Origin of the sequence: Nonomuraea roseola (assembly GCF_039535395.1) — a bacterium.
GTDB classification, from domain to species: domain Bacteria; phylum Actinomycetota; class Actinomycetes; order Streptosporangiales; family Streptosporangiaceae; genus Nonomuraea; species Nonomuraea roseola.
Genome location: NZ_BAAAXC010000015.1, coordinates 4,460,195 through 4,479,641 on the forward strand (window position 1 = coordinate 4,460,195; position 19,447 = coordinate 4,479,641).

The 19,447-nt window shown below is 71.0% G+C and carries 14 protein-coding genes, 1 tRNA gene and 1 pseudogene; 8 read left to right on the forward strand and 8 right to left on the reverse strand.

Annotation, left to right across the window (positions count from 1 at the left end; genetic code table 11):
• The first annotated feature begins 149 nt into the window (after positions 1-149).
• The 3 genes from ABFX55_RS44615 to ABFX55_RS44625 are packed head-to-tail and all read left to right on the forward strand — an operon-like array spanning position 150 to position 4,743.
• Positions 150-1,487, forward strand: a complete 1,338-nt coding sequence (locus ABFX55_RS44615) for an SWIM zinc finger family protein (protein WP_346129761.1) — start codon at positions 150-152, stop codon at positions 1,485-1,487.
• The gene (locus ABFX55_RS44620; RefSeq protein WP_346129763.1) at positions 1,484-4,531 is read left to right on the forward strand and encodes a DUF7824 domain-containing protein; all 3,048 of its coding nucleotides are present in this window, start codon (positions 1,484-1,486) and stop codon (positions 4,529-4,531) included. The genes ABFX55_RS44615 and ABFX55_RS44620 overlap by 4 nt, the downstream gene beginning before the upstream one ends.
• 47 nt (positions 4,532-4,578) lie before the next feature.
• Complete coding sequence (locus ABFX55_RS44625; RefSeq protein ID WP_346129765.1) at positions 4,579-4,743, forward strand: hypothetical protein; 165 nt, start codon at positions 4,579-4,581, stop codon at positions 4,741-4,743.
• On the opposite strand, the gene ABFX55_RS44630 is transcribed toward ABFX55_RS44625, so the two are convergent.
• Entirely contained in the window at positions 4,735-5,334 is a 600-nt protein-coding gene (locus ABFX55_RS44630; protein WP_346129767.1) for a TetR/AcrR family transcriptional regulator, read from the reverse strand. The genes ABFX55_RS44625 and ABFX55_RS44630 overlap by 9 nt on opposite strands.
• Positions 5,335-5,417: 83 nt before the next feature.
• On the opposite strand from ABFX55_RS44630, the gene ABFX55_RS44635 reads away from it, so the two are divergent.
• Complete coding sequence (locus ABFX55_RS44635) at positions 5,418-6,299, forward strand: NAD(P)-dependent oxidoreductase (RefSeq protein ID WP_346129768.1); 882 nt, start codon at positions 5,418-5,420, stop codon at positions 6,297-6,299.
• A gap of 234 nt (positions 6,300-6,533) precedes the next feature.
• Entirely contained in the window at positions 6,534-7,367 is an 834-nt protein-coding gene (locus ABFX55_RS44640; protein WP_346129770.1) for a GNAT family N-acetyltransferase, read from the forward strand.
• On the opposite strand, the pseudogene ABFX55_RS50095 reads toward ABFX55_RS44640, so the two are convergent.
• A pseudogene (locus tag ABFX55_RS50095) lies at positions 7,325-8,567 on the reverse strand (serine hydrolase domain-containing protein). The gene ABFX55_RS44640 and the pseudogene ABFX55_RS50095 overlap by 43 nt on opposite strands.
• Positions 8,568-8,596: 29 nt before the next feature.
• On the opposite strand from ABFX55_RS50095, the gene ABFX55_RS44655 reads away from it, so the two are divergent.
• Positions 8,597-9,295 carry a PadR family transcriptional regulator gene (locus tag ABFX55_RS44655; protein ID WP_346129776.1) on the forward strand — a complete coding sequence of 233 codons (699 nt, stop codon included), beginning with the start codon at positions 8,597-8,599 and terminating at the stop codon, positions 9,293-9,295.
• Position 9,296: 1 nt separating this feature from the next.
• On the forward strand, positions 9,297-11,255 hold the full coding sequence (locus ABFX55_RS44660) for an ABC1 kinase family protein (RefSeq protein ID WP_346129778.1): 1,959 nt from the start codon (positions 9,297-9,299) through the stop codon (positions 11,253-11,255).
• A gap of 105 nt (positions 11,256-11,360) precedes the next feature.
• On the opposite strand, the gene ABFX55_RS44665 is transcribed toward ABFX55_RS44660, so the two are convergent.
• The 5 genes from ABFX55_RS44665 to ABFX55_RS44685 are packed head-to-tail and all read right to left on the reverse strand — an operon-like array spanning position 11,361 to position 18,233.
• Entirely contained in the window at positions 11,361-13,943 is a 2,583-nt protein-coding gene (locus ABFX55_RS44665; RefSeq protein ID WP_346129780.1) for a beta-galactosidase, read from the reverse strand.
• Positions 13,940-14,767, reverse strand: coding sequence for a carbohydrate ABC transporter permease (locus ABFX55_RS44670; RefSeq protein ID WP_346129781.1), 828 nt, complete (start codon positions 14,765-14,767; stop codon positions 13,940-13,942). Before ABFX55_RS44670 ends, ABFX55_RS44665 begins: the two co-directional genes overlap by 4 nt.
• Positions 14,764-15,723: a carbohydrate ABC transporter permease gene (locus tag ABFX55_RS44675; RefSeq protein WP_346129783.1), complete on the reverse strand. Its 960-nt coding sequence runs from the start codon at positions 15,721-15,723 to the stop codon at positions 14,764-14,766. The genes ABFX55_RS44670 and ABFX55_RS44675 overlap by 4 nt, the downstream gene beginning before the upstream one ends.
• The gene (locus ABFX55_RS44680; protein WP_346129784.1) at positions 15,723-17,009 is read right to left on the reverse strand and encodes an ABC transporter substrate-binding protein; all 1,287 of its coding nucleotides are present in this window, start codon (positions 17,007-17,009) and stop codon (positions 15,723-15,725) included. The genes ABFX55_RS44675 and ABFX55_RS44680 overlap by 1 nt, the downstream gene beginning before the upstream one ends.
• Positions 17,010-17,018: 9 nt before the next feature.
• A complete protein-coding gene (locus ABFX55_RS44685) occupies positions 17,019-18,233 on the reverse strand; it encodes an ROK family protein (protein ID WP_346129786.1) in 1,215 nt (404 codons plus the stop codon).
• A gap of 211 nt (positions 18,234-18,444) precedes the next feature.
• Here ABFX55_RS44685 and ABFX55_RS44690 point away from each other — a divergent pair.
• Positions 18,445-18,517: transfer RNA gene (locus tag ABFX55_RS44690), tRNA-Met, on the forward strand.
• A gap of 14 nt (positions 18,518-18,531) precedes the next feature.
• On the opposite strand, the gene ABFX55_RS44695 is transcribed toward ABFX55_RS44690, so the two are convergent.
• Positions 18,532-19,338, reverse strand: a complete 807-nt coding sequence (locus tag ABFX55_RS44695) for an AfsR/SARP family transcriptional regulator (RefSeq protein ID WP_346129788.1) — start codon at positions 19,336-19,338, stop codon at positions 18,532-18,534.
• Between the last annotated feature and the right edge of the window lie 109 nt (positions 19,339-19,447).

Genomic DNA, 19,447 nt, shown 5'->3' on the forward strand with positions numbered 1-19,447 from the left:
TCGCAGGTGGCGGTATATCGCGGGTATGTCGTCACGCCAGGCGGACAGGTCCTGGCCATCTACGGCGTCGGCGCGCTCGCCATGCTGACCGCGGCGGTGGCGGTGTTCTGGAAGTAGAACTGTCGGTGACGATCTCTAATGTCCCCGGCATGACGAACGCGGTGCAGGCGTACTCCTACGCGGGGCCCTCGACCCTTGACGGCTCCAGGCTAGACCTGTCGACCTCCGGTGGCCGGGCGCTGTCCGGCCCCCAGGCCCATCCTCGCTTCTTCAGCGGGCTGATCACCGAGGCCGCGCCCGCCGCCGCGGGCCTGCTGGCGCTGGCCGACGTGGCGATGACCCGCTACCACCAGCCGCGTCCGGGCTGGACCCGCGACCCCGTGGTGACCTGCGACGGGCAGCGGCTGCGCCTGGAGTCCTTCTCCGCGTGCGGCGGCGTCTACGCCAGGCTCGACCTCGACGCGCTCGACGGTGAGGTGCTCGACAGGGGCACCACCAATGTCGACGTCAACGGTCCGCTGCGCGAGGCGCTGGTCAGGGTCGGCGGGAAGGATCCGCTGCACCTGGGCGTGGGCCCCGACGAGCTGACCGTCACCACGCTCGAAGGGGCGGTGGTGGAGAAGAAGGTGCCGCTGCCCACGCGCTGGCTGCGCGGTTTCGCCGAGGTGCAGGTCATCGCCGCGGGCTTCGACCTGCGCGCGGAGCTTCGAGGGCCGCAGGCGGTGCGCTTCCTGCGCAGCCTGCCGCGCGCGTCCAAGGCCACCGTCTGGGTCGCGCCCGCGGGGCGCGACCTGCGGGTGGTCTCGGGCCCCACGTCAGGCGCGGTCTGCCTGTCGGGGGCAGGGCGGATCACCACGCTGATGCCGCTGCTCAGGTTCGCCAAGGCCCTCCGGGTGTACGGCCCGGCGGCCGGGAGCGAGTTCGAGGCGAGCGCGTGGGAGCTCGAGCTGCCCGGCATGCGCTACACCCTGGCGATCTCCCCCCAGCCCTGGCGCGGCTTCTCCGGCGAGGGCGCCGTCCTCGACGACCTGTCCACCGACGAGGCGGCCGGCGACGCCGACGTGATCGGCATGCTGCTCAACTTCGAGCCCTCGGTGGAGATCGGCCTGCTGGCCGACCGCTCAGGGCTCTCGCCCTCGCGCGTGCGGGCCGCCCTCACCCAGCTCGGTACGGCAGGGCGCGTCGGCTACGACCTGCACGAGGCCTCGCACTTCCACAGGGAGCTGCCCTACGACAGAGACCAGGTCGCCGAGCTCAACCCCAGGCTCACCGCGGCCAGGGCGCTCGTCGACTCCGGCGCCGTGCGGCTCGACGGCTCGACCGCCGAGGTGACCACCCCCGGCGGCGTCCGTCGGGTGAGCATCGCGGAGGGGAGCTGCACCTGTGAGTGGTGGTTCGACCACAGAGGCTCGCGCGGACCGTGCAAGCACGTCCTCGCGGCCAGGATCGCCGCCAGGGTCGCGGTCGAGGCCGAGGTGAGCGCATGAGCGCGGGGCAGCAGGCGGATGCGGTTCAGGCCGAGCGCGCGGACGCGTGGGAGGCGGTGGCCGAGGCGATCGACAGCGGTCAGGCCGGCCGGGTGGCGGAGGTCGTGGTCCGGCTGGACGAGGCCGAGCGCAGGCAGGTCGCGGCCGAGTTGCCCGGCCACCTTCCCACGGCCAGGCGCAGGGCGCACGAGCGGTACGAGACGCGGCAGGCCGAGGCGCACCGGCGCTACGAGCGCGCCCAGCAGGATTTCCTGCGCGAGGCGATGGAGCGTGGCCTGTCGGAGGAGCAGGCCCACGCCCAGTGGTGGTCGGGCCATCACTACCGGTATGAGCAGTGGGTCGACTGGCGCGAGCGCGACCAGTGGATCGAGCCCATGCGGGTCGCCGGCGCGGGCACGATCGGCGGAGCCGCGGCGGTCGCCGCCTGGCTGCACCGCCGAGACCTGGTGGAGGCGGCAGACGACCTCGGCCCGATCCTGCGCGTCATCGGCGAGCGTCCGGCCGAGTGGCAGGCCGACCTGGCGGTCAGGCTGGCCACGCGGATCCGCGCGACGCGACGGCGCGACACGGGCAACGCGGCCGAGCTCGCGTTGGAGCTGCTTCGCGGGAGCGGAGCCGAACCTCCCGAGCACGACCCGCTCGTCGTCGCGTGGGTCGCCGCCGCCCGCCGATCACGCCCCGACTCCCGGAGCGATCGATGGACGGACGCGCTCACCTGGGACGACCAGGGCAGGGGAGCGGTGCCCACCCTTCGTGACGATCCCCTCCTCGCCCACCTTCTGCCGCGGCTCTTCGAGGCCGAGGGCGTGGGGAACACGCTGCGCGACGACCCCGCCGATCCCGGCGCCTCAGGCTCCTGGCTGGGCGCCTTACGACGGCTCGAACAGGAGGGCAGGATCGACCGCAAGCTGCTGCTCGACGGCTGCGTCAGCCGCTTCCTGCGCGGTGGCGGCGCCACGGACCTCCGCTTCTTCGCCCGCCTGCACGAGTTGCTGCTGCCCGCCCCGGACGAGACGGCCCCGTACACGCGCGACTACCTGCGGCTGTTGCCGGCCGCCCCGGGGCCGGTGGCCGAGCTGGCCCTGCGGCAGCTGCGCGGAGTCGGTCTCGGCGCCGACGACCTCAACGAGGCGATCGAGGCACTGCTGTTCCGCGCCGAGAGCAAGCTCGTGCGCGCCGGGCTGACCTGGCTCGACCGGGCCGCCCGCGCGGCGGCGGACGACCTCGACCATCTGGCCCCCGCGCTGGGCTCGGCGTTCCTGTGCGACTCCTACGACGTGCGGGAGCGGGCCGTACGGCTGGCGGTCAAGCACGCTCGCCGCTTCACGCCCCTCGGGGCCGACGCGGTCCGCGAGGCCGGCGCGGTCCTCCCCGCCGACCTGGCCGTACGGCTGGCCGAGGCGTTCGGCGGTGAGGTCGTCACCGAGGCCGAGGCCGACGACTTCCAGCCGGGAGAGCTCCCTGCCGTCGACGAGCGGGCCGAACCCTTTCCGTCACCGGCCGAGCGGGCGCCCTCGCAGGGCGGGGTCGCCTTCGAGAGCTGGCTGGCGTGGTTCGTCGGTGAGGGTGCGGCCAGGCGAAGGCCCGTGAAGGGGAAGACCTCCCTCTACGACCGGCGTGAGTGGCACCACCTCGAGGAGTGGGCGGAGGCGATGCTGCGCGAAGCCGCCGCGCCAGGTCAGGAGCCGCCCGTTCCCGAGCCTGAGGAGCCACCCGCGTACGCTCGCCGCGGCCTCGGGGTCGGCACCGCCGAAGGCCACTTCGAGGTGGAGTTCGGGCAGCTGCCCGCCGCCGTGCGGGAGAGCATCACGGCCGATCTGAACGCGCACTGGGTGCCGCTCGGCAATCTGGAGCACGTCGAGGAGGCCGAGCCGATCGGCGGCGGGATCCTCGGGTTCTCGATGGCGATGACGGGCGACTGGCCCACCCGCGACAGGAAGCCGGAGCCGCCACGCGACAGACTGCCCAAGAACGTCTCCATGCCGCATCTGGTCATGCTCCGCCGGTGCGCGGAGGTGCACGCCGCGCTCAAGGCCGGGACGCTTCCGCCGTACCTGCTGGCCACGCCGACCCGCACGGACGGCCACCTTAACCCGGCGGTGCTCGTGGCCAGGCTCGAGGGTTACGAGCGGGCGGGTGCCGAGGCGCTCCCCTTCGACCTGCAGCAGGCGCTGCTCCGGGTGCCCCGCGAGGTCGCGCCCGAGGTGGCAGCGCGGGCGCGGGCCCTGAGCACCCGGGCGGGCGCCATCCTGGTCGGCTGGCTGACGAACAGGCCGGAGCCGGTGACCCGCGTCGACTGGGCACACGGAGACGGCGACTACACCCACGACCAGCAGCCCGGCGAGCGCTACTCGTCCCGCCTCAAGCCCCGCATCGCGATCGAGCCCACCGGTCTTGAGATCGTCGACGCGCTGCTGTCCGATCCGGAGCCCTACCACTGGGAGGGGCACGGGCGCTACATGGAGTCCTGGCCGATGCTGCTGCCCGCCGATCGGGAGGTCGTGGCGATGCACCTGCTGCCGCATCTGCTCAACGAGTGGGACAGGCCCGGATACTTCCACCGGTACGTCGCCGCGCTCGTCGACGGAGACGGTCCCCCCGGAGAAGGGCTGGCTCTGCTGCTCGCCAGGCTCCTGGCCGAGCGAGGGCCCTGGCACGCGCGTGATGCCGGGACCACGCTGCTGCTCAGAGCCGTGGCGCGCGGCAGCCTGCCCGCCGTCGAGTGCGGCCGCCAGCTGGGGCTGGTGCTGCGCAGGACCGGGGTCAAGCTCGGAGGCGTCCTTGAGTCCCTGGAGGACTGCGCCAGGCAGGGCGCCCACCGCGAGATCTGGCAGCTTGTCGCGGGGATGCTGCCGGTCCTCCTGCCCGGCACGGACGAAAGGGCGCACTCCGGGCACACCCAGATCCTCGGCTTCGCCGTAAGGGCCGCCGGTTGGGCGGGGGCGCGCGGCCCGATCCCGGCCGTCGCCGAGGTGGCCGCGCGCACGGGGTCGAGCGGCTTCGTGCGGACGGCACGCCGCCTGCACGAGCTGCTGACCCGCTAGGGCGACGGCCCGAGCAGTTGTCGGTGGCGCCCTGTTCAATGGAGCGCATGGAAAAGGAGACGCGGCGGCGCGGACTGTTCTGGGATGTGCAGGAGGGGCTCGCCACCGCGACCGCGCGCATCCAGACCGTCCGCGGGGAGGGGCGCCGCCGTCCCGAGGGTCAGCCTGACTCGTGCGGGGGTGAGCGGTTCGCCACCAGCGGCTCATCCTGAGGAGGGGGCGACACAGGCGTCCAGGAGCGGCCCCAGCTCGCGCGCCACGGTGGTCAGGGCGCGCACGTCCCGCTCGGTCCTGGCCATCAGGATCGCTCCCTCCAATGAGCTGATCATGAGGGTCGCGAGGGACCCGGCCCTGGGGCCCGGGACGCCCATCCCCTCCAGCGCCTGGGCCACCGCGCTGCTCCAGTGGGCGAATGCGGCGGCGGCAGCGGCTCTGACGGAGTCGCTGGAGTCGGCGCAGTCCACCGTCGCCGCGGCGACGGGGCAGCCCGCGACGAACCCGGCCTTCTCGAACTCGTCGGTCCACTGGCGCACCATCGCGGCAAACAGCCCGCTGGGCGAGGGCTCGGACAGCTCGCCGAGAAAGCGGGCGACCCGCTTGCCCGCGTAGGCGCCCGCCCAGGCCACGGCCTCGTTGACGAGCTGCTCCTTGCCTCCGGGGAAGTAGTGCTGGAGCGACCCCCTCGGCGCCTGCGCGTGGGCGGCCACGTCGCGCATGCCCGTGGCGGTGACCCCGTCACGCCGGATGAGCTGAGCCGCGCCGAACACCATCCGCTCGCGCGGCCCCCGTTCGGAAACCGCCACGATGAGCCTCCTCCTCTATGACGAGTGTCATAAGGCTACTACTATGACGGGTGTCATAGCGGACGCGGAGACGGCGGTGCGTCGTGGACGTGGGTTTCATCGGACTCGGCGTCATGGGGCAGCCCATGGCGCTCAACCTGGCCAGGGCGGGCACGCACCTCGTCGTGTGGAACCGCACCCCCGCCAGGTGCGAGCCGCTGCGGGAGGCCGGAGCAGAGGTGGCGGGCAGCCCCGCCGAGGTCTTCAAGCGCGCCAGGACCGTCATCCTCATGCTGGCCGACGGCGCCGCGATCGACTCCGCCCTGGGCCGTGGCACTCCCGACTTCGGGGCGAACGTCGCAGGGCGCACGATTGTCCACATGGGGACGACGTCGCCGGGCTACTCACGCGGGCTCGAAGCCGACGTCCGTACGGCAGGCGGCCTCTACGTCGAGGCCCCCGTCTCCGGATCGCGCAAGCCCGCGGAGGCCGGGCAGCTCGTGGCGATGCTGGCCGGAGAGCGGGCGGCCGTGGAGGCGGTGCGCCCCCTGCTGCGGCCGATGTGCCACGAGAGGTTCACCTGCGGGCCGGTGCCGAGCGCGCTGCTGATGAAGCTCTCGGTCAACCTGTTCCTGATCACCATGGTCACCGGCCTCACGGAGGCCTTCCACTTCGCCGATCGTCACGGGCTGGACAGGGCGCAGTTCCTGGAGGTCCTCGACGCCGGCCCGATGGCCAGCGGCGTCTCCAGGATGAAGGCGCCCAAGTTGCTGGCGCGTGACTTCGCCGTCCAGGCCGCGGCCAGGGACGTCCTGATGAACAACCAGCTGATCGCCGACGCGGCCAGGGCGTCGGGCATCGCCTCGCCCCTGCTGGACGTCTGTCACGCCCTGTTCGGCGAGGCCGTCGCGCTGGGGCACGGCCAGGCCGACATGGTGGCCGTCCTCCACGCGCTCGAGGCCAGGACCGCAGGCGAGACGCCCTGACGTCGTCCATCAGGGCGCGGGCGGAGATCTCCGACGACCGCGGCGCCGTCCCCGGGCCGGGGGATGCGACGTAGCGGGACGGGCGCGCGGCCCCCGCCCTCGGGGTCTGGTCGATGGACTGAGCTGTGGCACCAAAGGAGCGCCCTGCCTTCGTCGCCACGGCCGAGGCCAGGGCCCCTGCCACCGTCTAGCGTTCCCGTCGCGAGATCAGGCGAGGACGAGAGGGACGGGGACATGGCTGACGTTCTTGACGTGGGTCCGCGGGTCAGGGAACTGTCCTGTGTGGCCGAGCAGCAGGCGGCGGCCGCCCTGTTCACCAGGGTGTGGAGCGGCGGCGGCGCCTCCCACCAGCCGCTGGAACCCAGCCTGATCAGGGCCCTGGCGCACGCCGGGAACTACGTCGCCGGTGCGTATGTGGGTGGCGAGCTGGTGGGCGCCACGGTCGCCTTCTTCGCGGGCGACGGCACCCTGCGCTCCTACATCACCGGCGTCCTGCCGGGTCACAGGGGTCTCCATGTGGGTCGGGCGATCAAGCAGCACCAGCGGGCGTGGGCGACGGCCAGGGGGATCACGGAGATCCACTGGACCTTCGACCCGCTGATCGGCCGCAACGCCCACTTCAGCCTGCACAGGCTGGGCGCCAGGGCGGTGGACTACCTGCCTGACTTCTATGGCGCGATGCGCGACGGGATCAACAGGGGCGACGCCAGCGACCGGTTCTACGTGGTCTGGCGGCTGGACTCGGCCAGGGCGGCGGCGGCCGCGGCGGGCGATCCCTCTCCTGTGCCCGAGGCGGTGCTCCGCGCGGCCGTTCCCGTGGTCGGCAGGGCGGGTGACGAGCCGGTCCTGCGTGAGGCCCCCGTGCGGGACGGCTCGCCGCTGCTGGTCGCCGTACCCGAGGACGTCGAGGCGCTGCGCGCGTCGGACCTGGCACTGGCGACCCGCTGGCGCCTGGCCGTCCGCGACGCGATACGGATGGCACTGGCGGACGGCTACACCGTCGAGGGCCTGTCGAGTGAGGGAAGCTACGTGCTGACCTCTTCCTCGCCTCGTGACGGCCGCGCGTAAGCGCGCGGTTCTACCAGGTGATATCCGGGTTCAGCAGGTTCATGGTCAGCGCGAACCAGGTGAAGAAGGCCAGCGCGAGCACCAGGAGCACCGTCCGGATCCGGCGCGAGCGCCACAGGTGCCACAGCGCGGCGGCCAGGCCGAGAACCCCTGCCAGGGTGATGACCTGCCACACGCGCAGCGTGACGGCGTTCGCGCTGACCAGCTGGAGCAGGGGGAGCCAGCCCGCCAGGGAGACGAGCGCGGCCAGTGCGCCGAGCAGGGCGTACCGCCTGGACGGCCCCGCCGTGGTGGCCGGCACGGCCCAGCGTGCCGGGGATGTCGGCCTTGATCGTGCCGTCGGGCTGGGCCGTGAGCGTGGCCTGGGCGGACAGCAGGATGACCTTGCCGAAGGTGCTGCGCAGCTGGCGGGAGGACACGTAGGCGCCTTCGGCGAGAGCGGCGTGCGCGGCCGCGGTCGGCTGGGCGGCGGGCAGGGCGCCGCCGTTGCGCCCGCGGTCGAGGAAGCCGAGCGAGGCGCGCGGGCCCTCGGCGAGGGTGCCCAGCCGGTCGGCGCCCAATGCGGGGCGCAGCATGGTCTCGACGCTCGTACGGCTGAGCGGCCCCTCGCCGCCGAGCACGAAGTTCATGAACCGTCCCATGTCGGCGGCGGTGCTCGACATCGCGCCCGCGGGGGCGTCGGGGATGAACTCGAACGGCACGGTGCTGACCAGGCGGTCGTTCAGCGCCTTGGGCAGCGGCTGGGCGAAGGTCGAGGAGGTCATCCCGAGCGGGTCGAGCACCTCACGCTGGACGTAGTCCTGGAACTTCTGTCCCGAGACGCGCTGCACGATGTATCCGGCCAGCGAGTTGCCGTAGTTGGAGTAGGCGGGGACGGTGCCTGGCTCGAAGATCTGCTCGGGCGGCGCGTCGGCGACGAACTCGCGCAGCGTCGGCAGGGTGGCCTGGTCGGTGTCCAGGAACTCGGAGATCCGCTCCTCGAAGCCGCCGGTGTGGCTGAGCAGGTGCCGAAGCGTGACGGGCCCGGGGGAAGGGCGCCCTGAAGTCCAGATACTTCTGGACGTTCGTGTCGAGGTCGAGCTTGCCCTGTTCGACCAGGCGTATGACGGCCGTCGCGGTGACCAGCTTCGAGACCGACGCCGCGCGGAAGACCGTGCGCTCGGGGTCCATTATATGTCTGCCAGACATATAAGCACACATATGTCTGGCAGACGTATTACGATGAGCGCATGGACAACGTCGAGCTCACCCCCACCGCCTGGGCGATCCTCGGGTTCCTGTCGCTGAAGGCGCAGACCGGCTACGAGATCCTGCGTGCCGCCAAGCGCTCGATGGAGGCCTTCTGGGGCATCAGCAACGGCCAGCTCTACCCGCAGCTGCGCTTCCTGGCCGAACTGGGCCTGATCAGGGCGGTCGGCGAGGCCGAAGGCCCGAGGTCGCGGCAGCGATGGGAGATCACCGACGAGGGCAGGACGGCCCTGCGGTCGTGGCTGGAGTCGATCTCCTCGCCCGTCCAGATCCGCGACGAGAACCTCGTCAAGCTCTTCTTCGCCGGGCGCAGCGGCCCCGACGTGGTGGGCCGCCTCCTCGACGAGCGCAAGAAGCTCTTCGCCCAGTTCGAGAACGTGATCGACGCCGTCCTTCCCGGCGACCAGTTGCCCGAGGCCGAGCAGGCCGCCGCGCTGGGCGCGCCCGAACTGCTCTTCAGGTACGGCAAGCACTTCACCAAGTCCACGATGCGCTGGATCGACCAGGAAGAGGAGCGGATCCGCGACGCCCTCAAGGGCGGCGACAAGGACGACAGGCGCGACGAGGACGACAAGCGCGACAACGACGACAGGCGCGACGAGGGCGACAAACTCGACAAGGGCGATCAGTGCGACAAGGGCGACAACGACAACAAGCGCGACGAGGGCGACGAGGACTGACGTGCCCGATCTGCTCGCCTTCTTCGGTCCGATCTTCAACGCGCTGCTCGTCGCGCTGTTCGCCAGACGGGCGCTCGGCGTGCCGGTCGGCTGGCCGCGCTCGATCGTCATGGGCCTGTTCATGGGCGCGGCCGTGTCGTGGGCGGTCGGCCACTTCGGCGAGCTGACGGGCTCCTTCGTCGACGGCGAGGTCGTGGTCCCGCTCGGGACGCTCTTCGTCATCCTTTCGCTGATCGCCGCGTGGGTCTTCGTCATCGGGCTGATCGTCCTGGTGCTGCTCGAGGTCTTCGTCCCGACCGGCACGCTGCCGTCCCCCATGACGTTCCTGCGCGGCTGGAAGGCGCGAAGGCGGAGGGGCAGGCGCTACACGCAGGTGATCCGCATCGCGGCCAAGCACGGGCTGAGCGGCTACCTCGGCGGGCGGCGCCGGTCGTTCGAGGGGCAGGCCAAGGTCGCCCGCTCGCTGCGCGACGCGCTGAACGAGGGCGGCGTGACCTTCGTCAAGCTCGGCCAGACCCTCTCGACCAGGCGCGACCTGATCCCCGAGGTCTTCGCCGACCAGTTGGCCTCCCTGCAGACCAGGGCGACGCCCGAGCCGTGGACGCAGATCGAGCAGGCCATCGAGCAGGAGCTCGGCAGGCCGCTCGCCGAGGTGTTCGCGAGCGTCGAGCCCGAGCCGCTGGCCGCGGCCTCGGTCGCCCAGGTCCACGCCGCCCACCTGCTGGACGGCACGCCGGTGGTGCTGAAGGTGCAGCGCCCAGGCGCGCGCAAGCAGGTCACCTCGGACGTCGAGATCATCCTCAGGCTGGCCAGGTGGCTGGAGCGGGCCACCCTCTGGGGCAGGTCGCTGCGGGTCACCAGGCTGGCCGAGGGGTTCGCCGCCTCCCTGGAGGAGGAGCTCGACTACACCGTCGAGCTCGACAACCTGCGCGGCGTGGCGGCCACGCTCGACGGCGGCGTCGACGTCCCGGCCGCCTACGAGCGGCACTCCACCAGCAGGCTCCTGGTCATGGAGCGCCTGGAGGGCACCCCCGTGGGCAGCGCGGGAGCGCTGCTGGCCGCGATGCCCGCGCAGGCCCGCAAGGCCCTGGCCCACCGGCTGCTGAGCGAGATCCTCAGGCAGCTCATCCGCACCGGCGTCTTCCACGCCGACCTGCATCCGGGCAACATCCTCATCACCGGCGACGGCGGGCTCGGCCTGCTCGACTTCGGCTCGGTCGGCCGCCTGGACCAGGCGACCCGCAACGCCCTCGGCATGCTGCTGCTCGCCATCGACAAGAACGACGCCATCGCCGCCACCGACGCGCTCATCGAGATGCTGGACAGGCCGGAGGGCCTGGCCGAGCGCGAGCTCGAACGCGAACTCGGGCAGCTGATGGTCCGCTACCGCACGGGGCTCGGGAGGGGCGGCAGCTCGGGGATGTTCGCCTCGCTGTTCGGGCTCGTCCACGCGCACGGCTTCGCCGTACCGCCGCAGATCGCCGCCGCCTTCAGGGCGCTGGCCGCGCTCGACGGGACCCTCGGCCTGATCAGTCCCGACCTCGACGTCGTGGAAGCCGCCCGTGAGCAGGGCAGGGAGATGATGCGCGAGGCCACCGCGCCCGAGGCGGTCCGCGCCGACCTGGAGAGCCGCCTTGCCGGATACCTCCCCGTGCTGCAGCGGCTGCCCAGGCGGATCAACAAGCTTGCCGAGGATCTGGAGCAGGGCAGGATCACGGTCAACGTCAGGTCGCTGTCGGACCAGCGCGACAGGAGCTACCTCACCGGGCTGGTCCAGCAGGTGGTCGTCGCGATCCTGGCCGCGGCGGCGACACTGGGCGCGATCGTGCTCATGGCCGCCGATACGGGGCCGATGATCACCCCCAGCCTGCGGCTCTTCGCGCTGGTCGGCTGCGCGCTGCTGCTGGTCGGCTTCGTGCTGGCGCTGCGCTCGCTGGCACTCGTCTTCCGCCGCCCCTGACCCCGCGTTCTGGAGGGCGGCGGATAACGGGGCTGGTGGGGCACGGCATCTTCGAGCTGGCCGCCTACCGCGACGGGCGCACGCGCTACGAGTCTGAGGGGTCGTTCAAGGGCCGAACGCGATGCCGGTGAGCTGTCCTGGCAGGTCCCGGTGGACGGACTCGGCCAGCAGCGACAGCCGGTCGCCTCCCGCGGGCGCGAACCAGGAAGCGGGAAGGGTGAGGAGCTCGGGGTCGCCGCCGCGCATGGAGGGGCGCGGGTCGCCGGGCAGCCAGAGCCTGCCGACGACGCGGCCGTTGAACCAGGCGGTCAGCTTCATCCGTTCGCCGGTGAGCCTGACGGTCCAGGTGCGGCCCGCGAAGGGAGTGAGATCGGCGTGCAGCCAGCACAGTTCGCCGGGAGCCAGCCGTACGGGGAGGTCGGTCTCCGTCCCTGGGCCGGTGCTGGTGGCGGCCTGCCACAGCGCCGCCTCGTCGGCCGAGTTCGCCGACCACTGCGACGCCCGGCGCCCTTCCAGCAGGACGGCCTCGCCCGCGCTCTCGCCGTGGCGGCGGCGCAGCGTGAGCTCGAGGCGGGCGGGCACACCAGGATCCAGCGCGGGCGTGAGATCGATGTACGGGTCGCGCGGGTTGACCACACCGAGGTCGACGCCGTCGACGCGGACCTCCACATGCGCCGCCACGCCGTCCAGGTGCAGGATCCAGCTGTCGCAGCCGGGGTCGGGGAGCAGATCGGTGACGTAGTGGGTGTCGTCGGGGCGATGGGCGGTGATCCAGCCGCCCCAGGGGGCCAAGGGCGCGGGGGCGGCGCCCACGGGCGGACCTCCCTCGGCCGACCGCAACCGCCACGGGCCGAGGACCCTCGTCGAGCGGACGGCGGTGACCGCGTCGAAGCCGCGAAGGGAGCCGAGCCTGAGCGCTGGCAATCTGGCGTCGTCGAAGTTCGGATGACCCCAGATCTCGGTCCTGACCTCCACCCGGCCTCCCGCGGGGCCGTCCAGCCTGGCGAAGCCGCCGCCGGGGGTGACGGTGCCGAGGTAGCGCCCTCCCACGTGCAGGGAGAGCACGTCCGACGCGCTGTGCAGCAGGAAGGAGTCCGCGGGCTCGGACTCGGCGGCGTACCAGGTGTAGCCGCGATAGGCGCCGAGTCTCTCGGGGCGGACGGGCGCGGCGCCGAGCGCGGTCGCGGGCCCCACCGGCTCGAAGGCCGTACGGCGGAGCGCGGGCGCGCCGGGCGCCTCGACGGTGGGCTCGACGTCGTCGAAGACCGGCGACCCTTCGGGCGAGATCCCCTTCAAGGCGGCGGCGTCGGCGCGAGAGAGGAAGAGCACGCGCAGCTCGCCGACCCTGGTCTCGCTGGTGCCCCTTCCCTGGTACTCCAGGACGACGTCGCCCTCGCCGGGAGCGAGCACCACCTCGCAGGGGGAGTCGCCGGTGAAGACGAGGAGGCCGGGGGCGGCGTGCACGAGCTCGGCCGTGGCCCGCCTGATCAGCGTGCCGTGCAGCGGGACGTCGAGCAGGACGAAGGGGCAGCTCCCCGCCGGGACGCGCACCTCGGTCGAGTCGCCGATCGTCGCGGTGCCTGCCGTCCCGCCGGGGTTGGCCAGGGCGAGCAGGAGCCCGCCGCCCGCCAGTGCCAGCGCGCGGGGGCCGCCGTCGGGCAGCGGGAAGTCGGCGCGGACCTTGAGCTCGCCGGCGTCGGCGGGGACGGCGGCGGCCAGCGCGGGACCCAGCGCCGTGACCAGCCCTGCCAGCAACCTGCCCTCGCCGAACTCCTGCCGCCTGACCCCGGAGGGCGACAGGTAGCCGCCGAAGTCGTAGTCGCTGGTGAGCAGAGCCAGCGGGTCGCCCCAGTTGGTGACGCCGGTGGTGAAGCCGAAGTCGTTGCCCGAGACCTGCAGGTAGGGGCCGAGCAGGCGGACCCCCGTGGACAGCAGCCGCCGCAGCGTGACGTGCGCCCTGTTGGTCTCGGTCACCAGCAGGGGCAGCCCACGCGCGCGCAGCCACTCGCCGTAGACGTCGGCGACCGACTCGACGGCGAGGGAGTCGTCGGAGGGATAGAAGTTGGCGGCGGGCAGCACGCCTCGCGTCTCGCCCGAGGCCCTGGCCAGGTCGCCCTGTCCCGCGCAAGCGATGAGCGGAACCGTGATGCCGTGGTCCAGCGCCATGTCCCGCAGGGCGCCGATGTATCCCGGCACGTCGGCGCAGTCGAAGAAGTCGAGCTCGTTCTCCAACTGCACGGCGACGACGGCCTCGGCGTCACGCAGAATGGGCATGATCCGGTCGAACCAGTCGCGCACCCGGTCGAGGAAGAGCGGCTCGTTGTCGCGCAGCCGCAGCCCCTCGGTGAGCGGCAGCCACGCGGGCAGCGCGCCGCCGTCCCACTCCGAGCAGATGTACGGCCCGGGCCTGGCCAGCACGAGCAGCCCCTCCTCGTGGGCCGCGGCAAGGAAGGCCGCGACGTCCCGCTCGCCGTCGAAGTCCCAGACCCCCGGCGCGAGCTCGTGGTGGTTCCACGGGAAGTAGACGTCGACGCAGGTGTAGCCGGACTCGCGGACGGCCCGCAGCCGCTCGCGCCACTGCCCGCGGGCGATCCTGAAGTAGAACAGCGACGCGCACAGCAGGAGCCTGGGCTCGTCGTCGATGAGGAGGCAGCCGTCGGCAACGCGGACGTTCAGGGGAGAGCTCATTTCTGGTCGGAGCCCGCGGTGACGCTGAGCTCGTGCATGTACTTCTGGCCGAAGAAATAGACGACGATCATGGGCAGGGTCAGGACGAGGGAGCCCACCATGACGAGGTTCCACGGCGGCACCTGGCCTGCGCCTCCCGTGGCGTACATGACCTGCACGCCCAGGGCCAGCGGCATCTTCTCCTGCGAGCTCAGGTAGATGAGCGGGCCCATGAACCAGCCCCAGTTCCAGGAGAAGGTGAAGATCCCGACCGCGATCAGCGCGGGCTTCATCATCGGCAGCACGATCCTGGTGAAGATCCGGAAGTAGCCGAGCCCGTCGAGAGCCGCGGCCTCGTCCAGCGAGCGTGGGATGCGCGAGACGAACTGCCGCATCAGGAAGATGTTGTAGGCGCCGCCGAAGAGGTTGGGAACGATCAGCGGCAGCAGCGTGTCCACCCAGCCGAGCTCGGAGAAGAGCGTGAACTGGGGGATCAGCGTGATCTCGGCGGGCAGCATCAGCGTCGAGAGCAGTACCACGAACAGCGCGTTCTTGCCGGGGGCGCGCAGCCTGGCGAAGGCGTAGGCGACCATCGCGCTGACGAAGACCTGCCCGAGCACCGCGAACCCGGTGAGGATCAGGGAGTTGAGCAGGAAGCTGCCCATCGGCAGGTCCGAGGTGAAGGCGGTGACGAAGTTGCCGAACTCCCACTCGGTGGGCCAGAGCGAGAACTCCGCGCGTGCCGAGGTGGCGTCGCTCGACAGCGACATCGAGACCATGAACAGCAGCGGCGCGGTGAACACGGCCGCCAGGACGGTGAGGGTGGCGTAGTGGAGCGCTCTCACTTGCGGCGCACCTCGTTCTCGTAGAAGACCCACAGGCTCGAGGAGCGGATGACCACGAGTGTGAGGGCGAGCAGGATGACGAACAGCACCCACGCGATGGCCGAGGCGTAGCCCATGTGGTTGTAGCGGAAGGCGTGGTCGAACAGGTAGGGGACGATCATCATGCTCGCGTTGTCAGGCCCGCCCTTGGTCCTGCCGTTGCCGGTCATGATGTAGATCTGGGCGAAGACCTGGAAGGCGCCGATGATGCCCATCACCAGGTTGAAGAAGATCACCGGGGTCAGCATCGGCAGCGTGACGTGCCTGAACTGGTGCCACTGGCCGGCCCCGTCGAGCGCGGCCGCCTCGTACAGGTGCCTGGGAACGCCCTGCATCCCTGCCAGCAGCAGCATGACGGAGGTGCCGATGTGCCACACCGACACCAGGATCAGCGCGGGCTTGACCCACGCCGCGTCCAGGAGCCAGGCGGGGCCGTCGACGCCGAACAGGGCGAGGAAGCTGTTGATCAGGCCGGTGTCGGGCGCGAACATCCAGACGAACAGGATCGACGTGGCCACCAGGGGAACCAGCGTCGGCAGGTAGACGGCGGTCCTGAAGATCCGCATCCCGCGCAGCGGCTTGTTGAGCAGGTATGCCACGCCGAGCGAGGCGACCATGCACAGCGGCACCGACAGGAAGGCGTAGAAGGCGGTGTTGCCGAGCACCTTCCAGAACACGGGGTCGGCGGTGAACAGCTTCACGTAGTTGTCCAGGCCCAGCCACTCGGGCGAGCTGAACAGGTCCCAGTCGGTGAGGCTGAGGTAGGCGGACACGAGCATCGGGCCGAGCGTCAGCACCAGGAAGCCGACGATCCACGGCGAGGCCAGCAGGTAGAACCAGAGCGCCTCGCGGTTGCGGGGGGTGCGGGCCCCTGCCTTCCTCACCGTGGCGGGGGCCCGTTCGAGTGTGGCGGTCATCAGCCGGTGCCCAGCAGCGTCTGCAGTTCCTTCTGCACTCTGTCGAGGGTCGTCCTGGCGTCGGCCTTGTTCTGGAAGAAGGGGCCGAGCGCGTCGGTGAACACCTTCTGCATCTCGTTCCAGTGCGGCCCGATCGGCGGCGTGTAGACCATCGCCGTGGACTCCTTGAAGGCGCCCATGTTCGCGTCGCTCGACTTCATGAACGCGTCGCTGTCGAGCAGCGCGAGGTTGGCGGGAGCGTCCTGGTTGTTCTCCACGATCGGCCGCTGGCCCTCCTCGCTGGTGAGGAAGTCGACGATCTGGAAGGCGGCGTCCTTGTGCTCGCTGTTGTTGTTGATCGACAGGCCGCTGCCGAAGGCCACCGTGGCCCGCTGCTTGCCCTGCCAGATCGGCGCGATGTCCCACTGGATGTCGGGCACGGCCTTCAGCGCGCCGATGTTCCAGAAGCCGGTCAGCTGCATGGCCGCCCTGCCCTGCGCGAACAGCGGGTCGGGGCCGATGTCCTTGCCCAGGTTGGCGTAGTCGGTGGGGGAGGGGGCGACCTTGTCGACGTGGACGAGGTCGTTGTAGAACGTCAGCGCCTCGACGTTGGCGGGCGAGTTGACCACCGGCTTGCCGGAGGCGTCGATGACCTCGCCGCCGTTCTGCTTCATGAAGGTCAGCCACCACGGCCACCAGTCGCCTGCGGCGAAGCCGTACCTGGTGACCTTGTCGCCCTCGCGGACGGTCAGTTTCTGCGCGGCGGAGCGGAAGTCGGTCCACGTCCAGCTCGCGTCCGGGTAGTCCAGCTTCGCCTCGTCGAAGGCCTTCTTGTTGTAGTAGAGGACCATCGCGCCGCTGCGGTCGGGCATCGCGTAGGTCTTGCCTTCACGCTGGTAGGCGGCGCTGACCCGGTCGCCGAAGCGCTGTGAGAGATCGACCTTGGCCTTGGCGAGGTAGTCGTCGAGCGGGGCGAGCTGGTTCTTGCTGGAGAAGACGTGGACGTTCTCCGCGAACTGCATGATGTCCGGGCCCTTGCGGCCCGCCAGCGAGGTCTGGATCTTCTGGTCGTAGTCACCCGAGCCCGGCGTGTGCTCCAGCTTCACGGTGATGTTCGGGAACTTCTTCTGGGCCAGGGCCAGACGCTCGGTGTAGGTCGCGGCGTCCTCCTTGCTGCCCCAGATGCTCATGGTGAGCTGGATCCGCTCCTGGCCGTCAGGGCCGGTCTGCGGGTCGGAGGAGGAGCAGGCGGTGAGGAGAAGGCCGGTGGCCAGCGCCGCCGCGGCGGCTTTCGGGGGGATTTTCATGCGGGCCTCTCAGCGTTTCGTACGGCTTGCCGGTCGGGTGAGCGCCTCGTCGAGGAAGCCCTCGAGGGCGAAGATCGCGGCGCCGAGACTGACCGGATTTCCGGGGATGTCGCACAGGCGCAGCTGGACCGCGCTGTTGGACCTGGCGAGGGCGTGCGCCGCGACCACCTCGCGCAGTTCGGGGAGCAGCCGGGGGCCCAGGGCCAGGCCCGCCCAGCTGCCGACGACCACGGCCTCGGGGTTGAGAATGTTGATCAGGTTGGCGACGCCCGCGCCCAGGTGTCCCGCGGTGCGTTTGATGGTCTCCGTCGCGGCGGGGTCGCCGTGGACGGCGCCGAGCGCCTCGATGCAGGCGGTCTGGTCGCCGTCGTGGTAGAGCGGGCTCGACCTGTCGACCTCCATGAGCGTGCGCATGACGCCGGGAGCGCCGACGTAGGCCTCCACGCACCCTCGGCTGCCGCACCTGCAGGAGCGGCCGTCGAAGACGACGACGCTGTGGCCCCACTCGCCCGCGGCGTTGTTGGTGCCCCTGTAGAGCGAGCCGTTGATCGCGATGCCCGCGCCGACGCCGGTGCCGACGGTGATGCAGACCAGGTTGTCCACCTCGCGGCCCGCGCCCAGCCACAGCTCGGCCACGGTGCTGGCCATGAGGGGGTTGTCCAGGTAGACGGGCAGGTCGATGCGCCGGCGCAGGACGGACAGGAACGGCACGTCGTGCCAGTCCCAGCCGGGCGCGAACACCGACACACCCTTGTCCGGATCCACCTGGCCAGGGACGCTCACCCCGACGCCCAGCACGTCGGTCCTGGAGGCGCCGCACTCGGCGAGCAGAGTGTCGAGCGCCTGCGCGACGTGGTCGGCGACCTCCTGCGGCTGGTTGGTCTCGGGCCCGATCGGGTGCTCGCTGGTGTGCTTCGCCTTCAGCGCGAGGTCGAACAGGTCGACGTGGACGTAGGTCTCCGCGATGTCGACCCCCACCAGCAGGCCGCGCGCGGTGTTGGGGGTCAGCACGGCTCGTGGCCTGCCGCCGCCTGAGTCCTGGAAGTCCGCCTCCACCAGGGCGCCGCAGCCGAGAAGGTCGTTCACGACGTTGGCGATGGTGGCGAAGCTCAGCTCGCAGTGCCTGGCGATGTCCTGCCTGGAGGCCTGGCCGAAGGCGTAGACGCGGCGCAGCACGTCGATCCGGTTGGCGCGTCTGATGTCTCGCGTCGTTCGTCTGAGCACTGTGAGTTGTCTCACTTTCGGAGGAGCGATGAGGTGACGATAGGACTTCGTCTAAGAGTTGTAAATAGCTGTCCGACTTTGTCCGTTATGTCCGATTTTTAAATGCAGTTGCGGGTTAATGGGGTAATTCGGGATGCTTTCCTCATGTACCGCAGCCGAATGTGCCACAAGGCTCGCACGCGACGTTAGGGCGTCGCGTGCGAGCCGTCATGGCGGGTGAGGGTGCTGGTGTGCTCGGCGGTTTCATAAGCCGCACAAGGCGGGTTCGATTCCCGCACCCGCTACGACGCGACGAAAGTCAGCAACGGGGGCAGCGGGTGCGCCGCCGCCTCGTGTGGACCGTTCTCATGGTGGGCGTGCAGGCCGCCAGCGAGGCGTCACTGGTGAGAATGGCAAGCTCCAGCCGGCGTAGCTCGGCGCCGGGTTCGAGGCCGAGGTCGGTGCTGAGGATGTGCCTGCCCGCGCGGTAGACCTCCAAAGCCTCGGCCTGGCGGCCGGCGCGGTAGAGGGCGAGCATGAGCTGGCCGCGGAAGCGCTCCTGGAGCGGATGCTCCTCCACGAGGACCGACAGCCGTCCGATGAGGTCGGTGTGGCGGCGTAGGCGCAGGTCGGCGTCCATGCAGTCGCCCAGCGCCGACAGCCGCTCCTCGTTCAGCCTGGTGGCCTCCTGGTTCAGCAACGGGGGCCCTTCCAGGCCGGAGAGCGCGGGGCCGCGCCACAGGGCCAGGGCGGTGTGGAGCAGGTCGCTCGCCCTTTCGACCAGGCCCGAGGCCAGCGCCTGTCTGCCCTGGTGGGCGAGGCTTTCGAAGCGATGGGCGTCGAGCGAGCCGGTGGGGATGTCGAGGGCGTAACCCTGGGCGCGGTGGACGATGGCCTCCGCGGAGCCGAGCGTGCGTCGAAGCCGGTGAAGGTGCAGGCGCAGGCGTTTGACGCCCTGCTCGCCCGCCTCGTCGCCCCACAGCGCGTCGACCAGCGCGTCGCTGCGGACGACCTTGCCCGCCTGGCACAGCAGGAGGGCCAGCAGCGCCTGCTGCTTGCCGGATCTGACCGTTAGAGGGCGATCATCCTTTATCACGTCGAGCGCGCCCAGAATTCTGAATTCCATGGCACTCAAGAGCTTTTCCACGAACGGAGGATAGAAGCGCGGATCGAGAAATGGAGGAGAAACCCAAGAGAAATCCTCTGAACCCACACTCAAGCGAGAAGTCACCGGC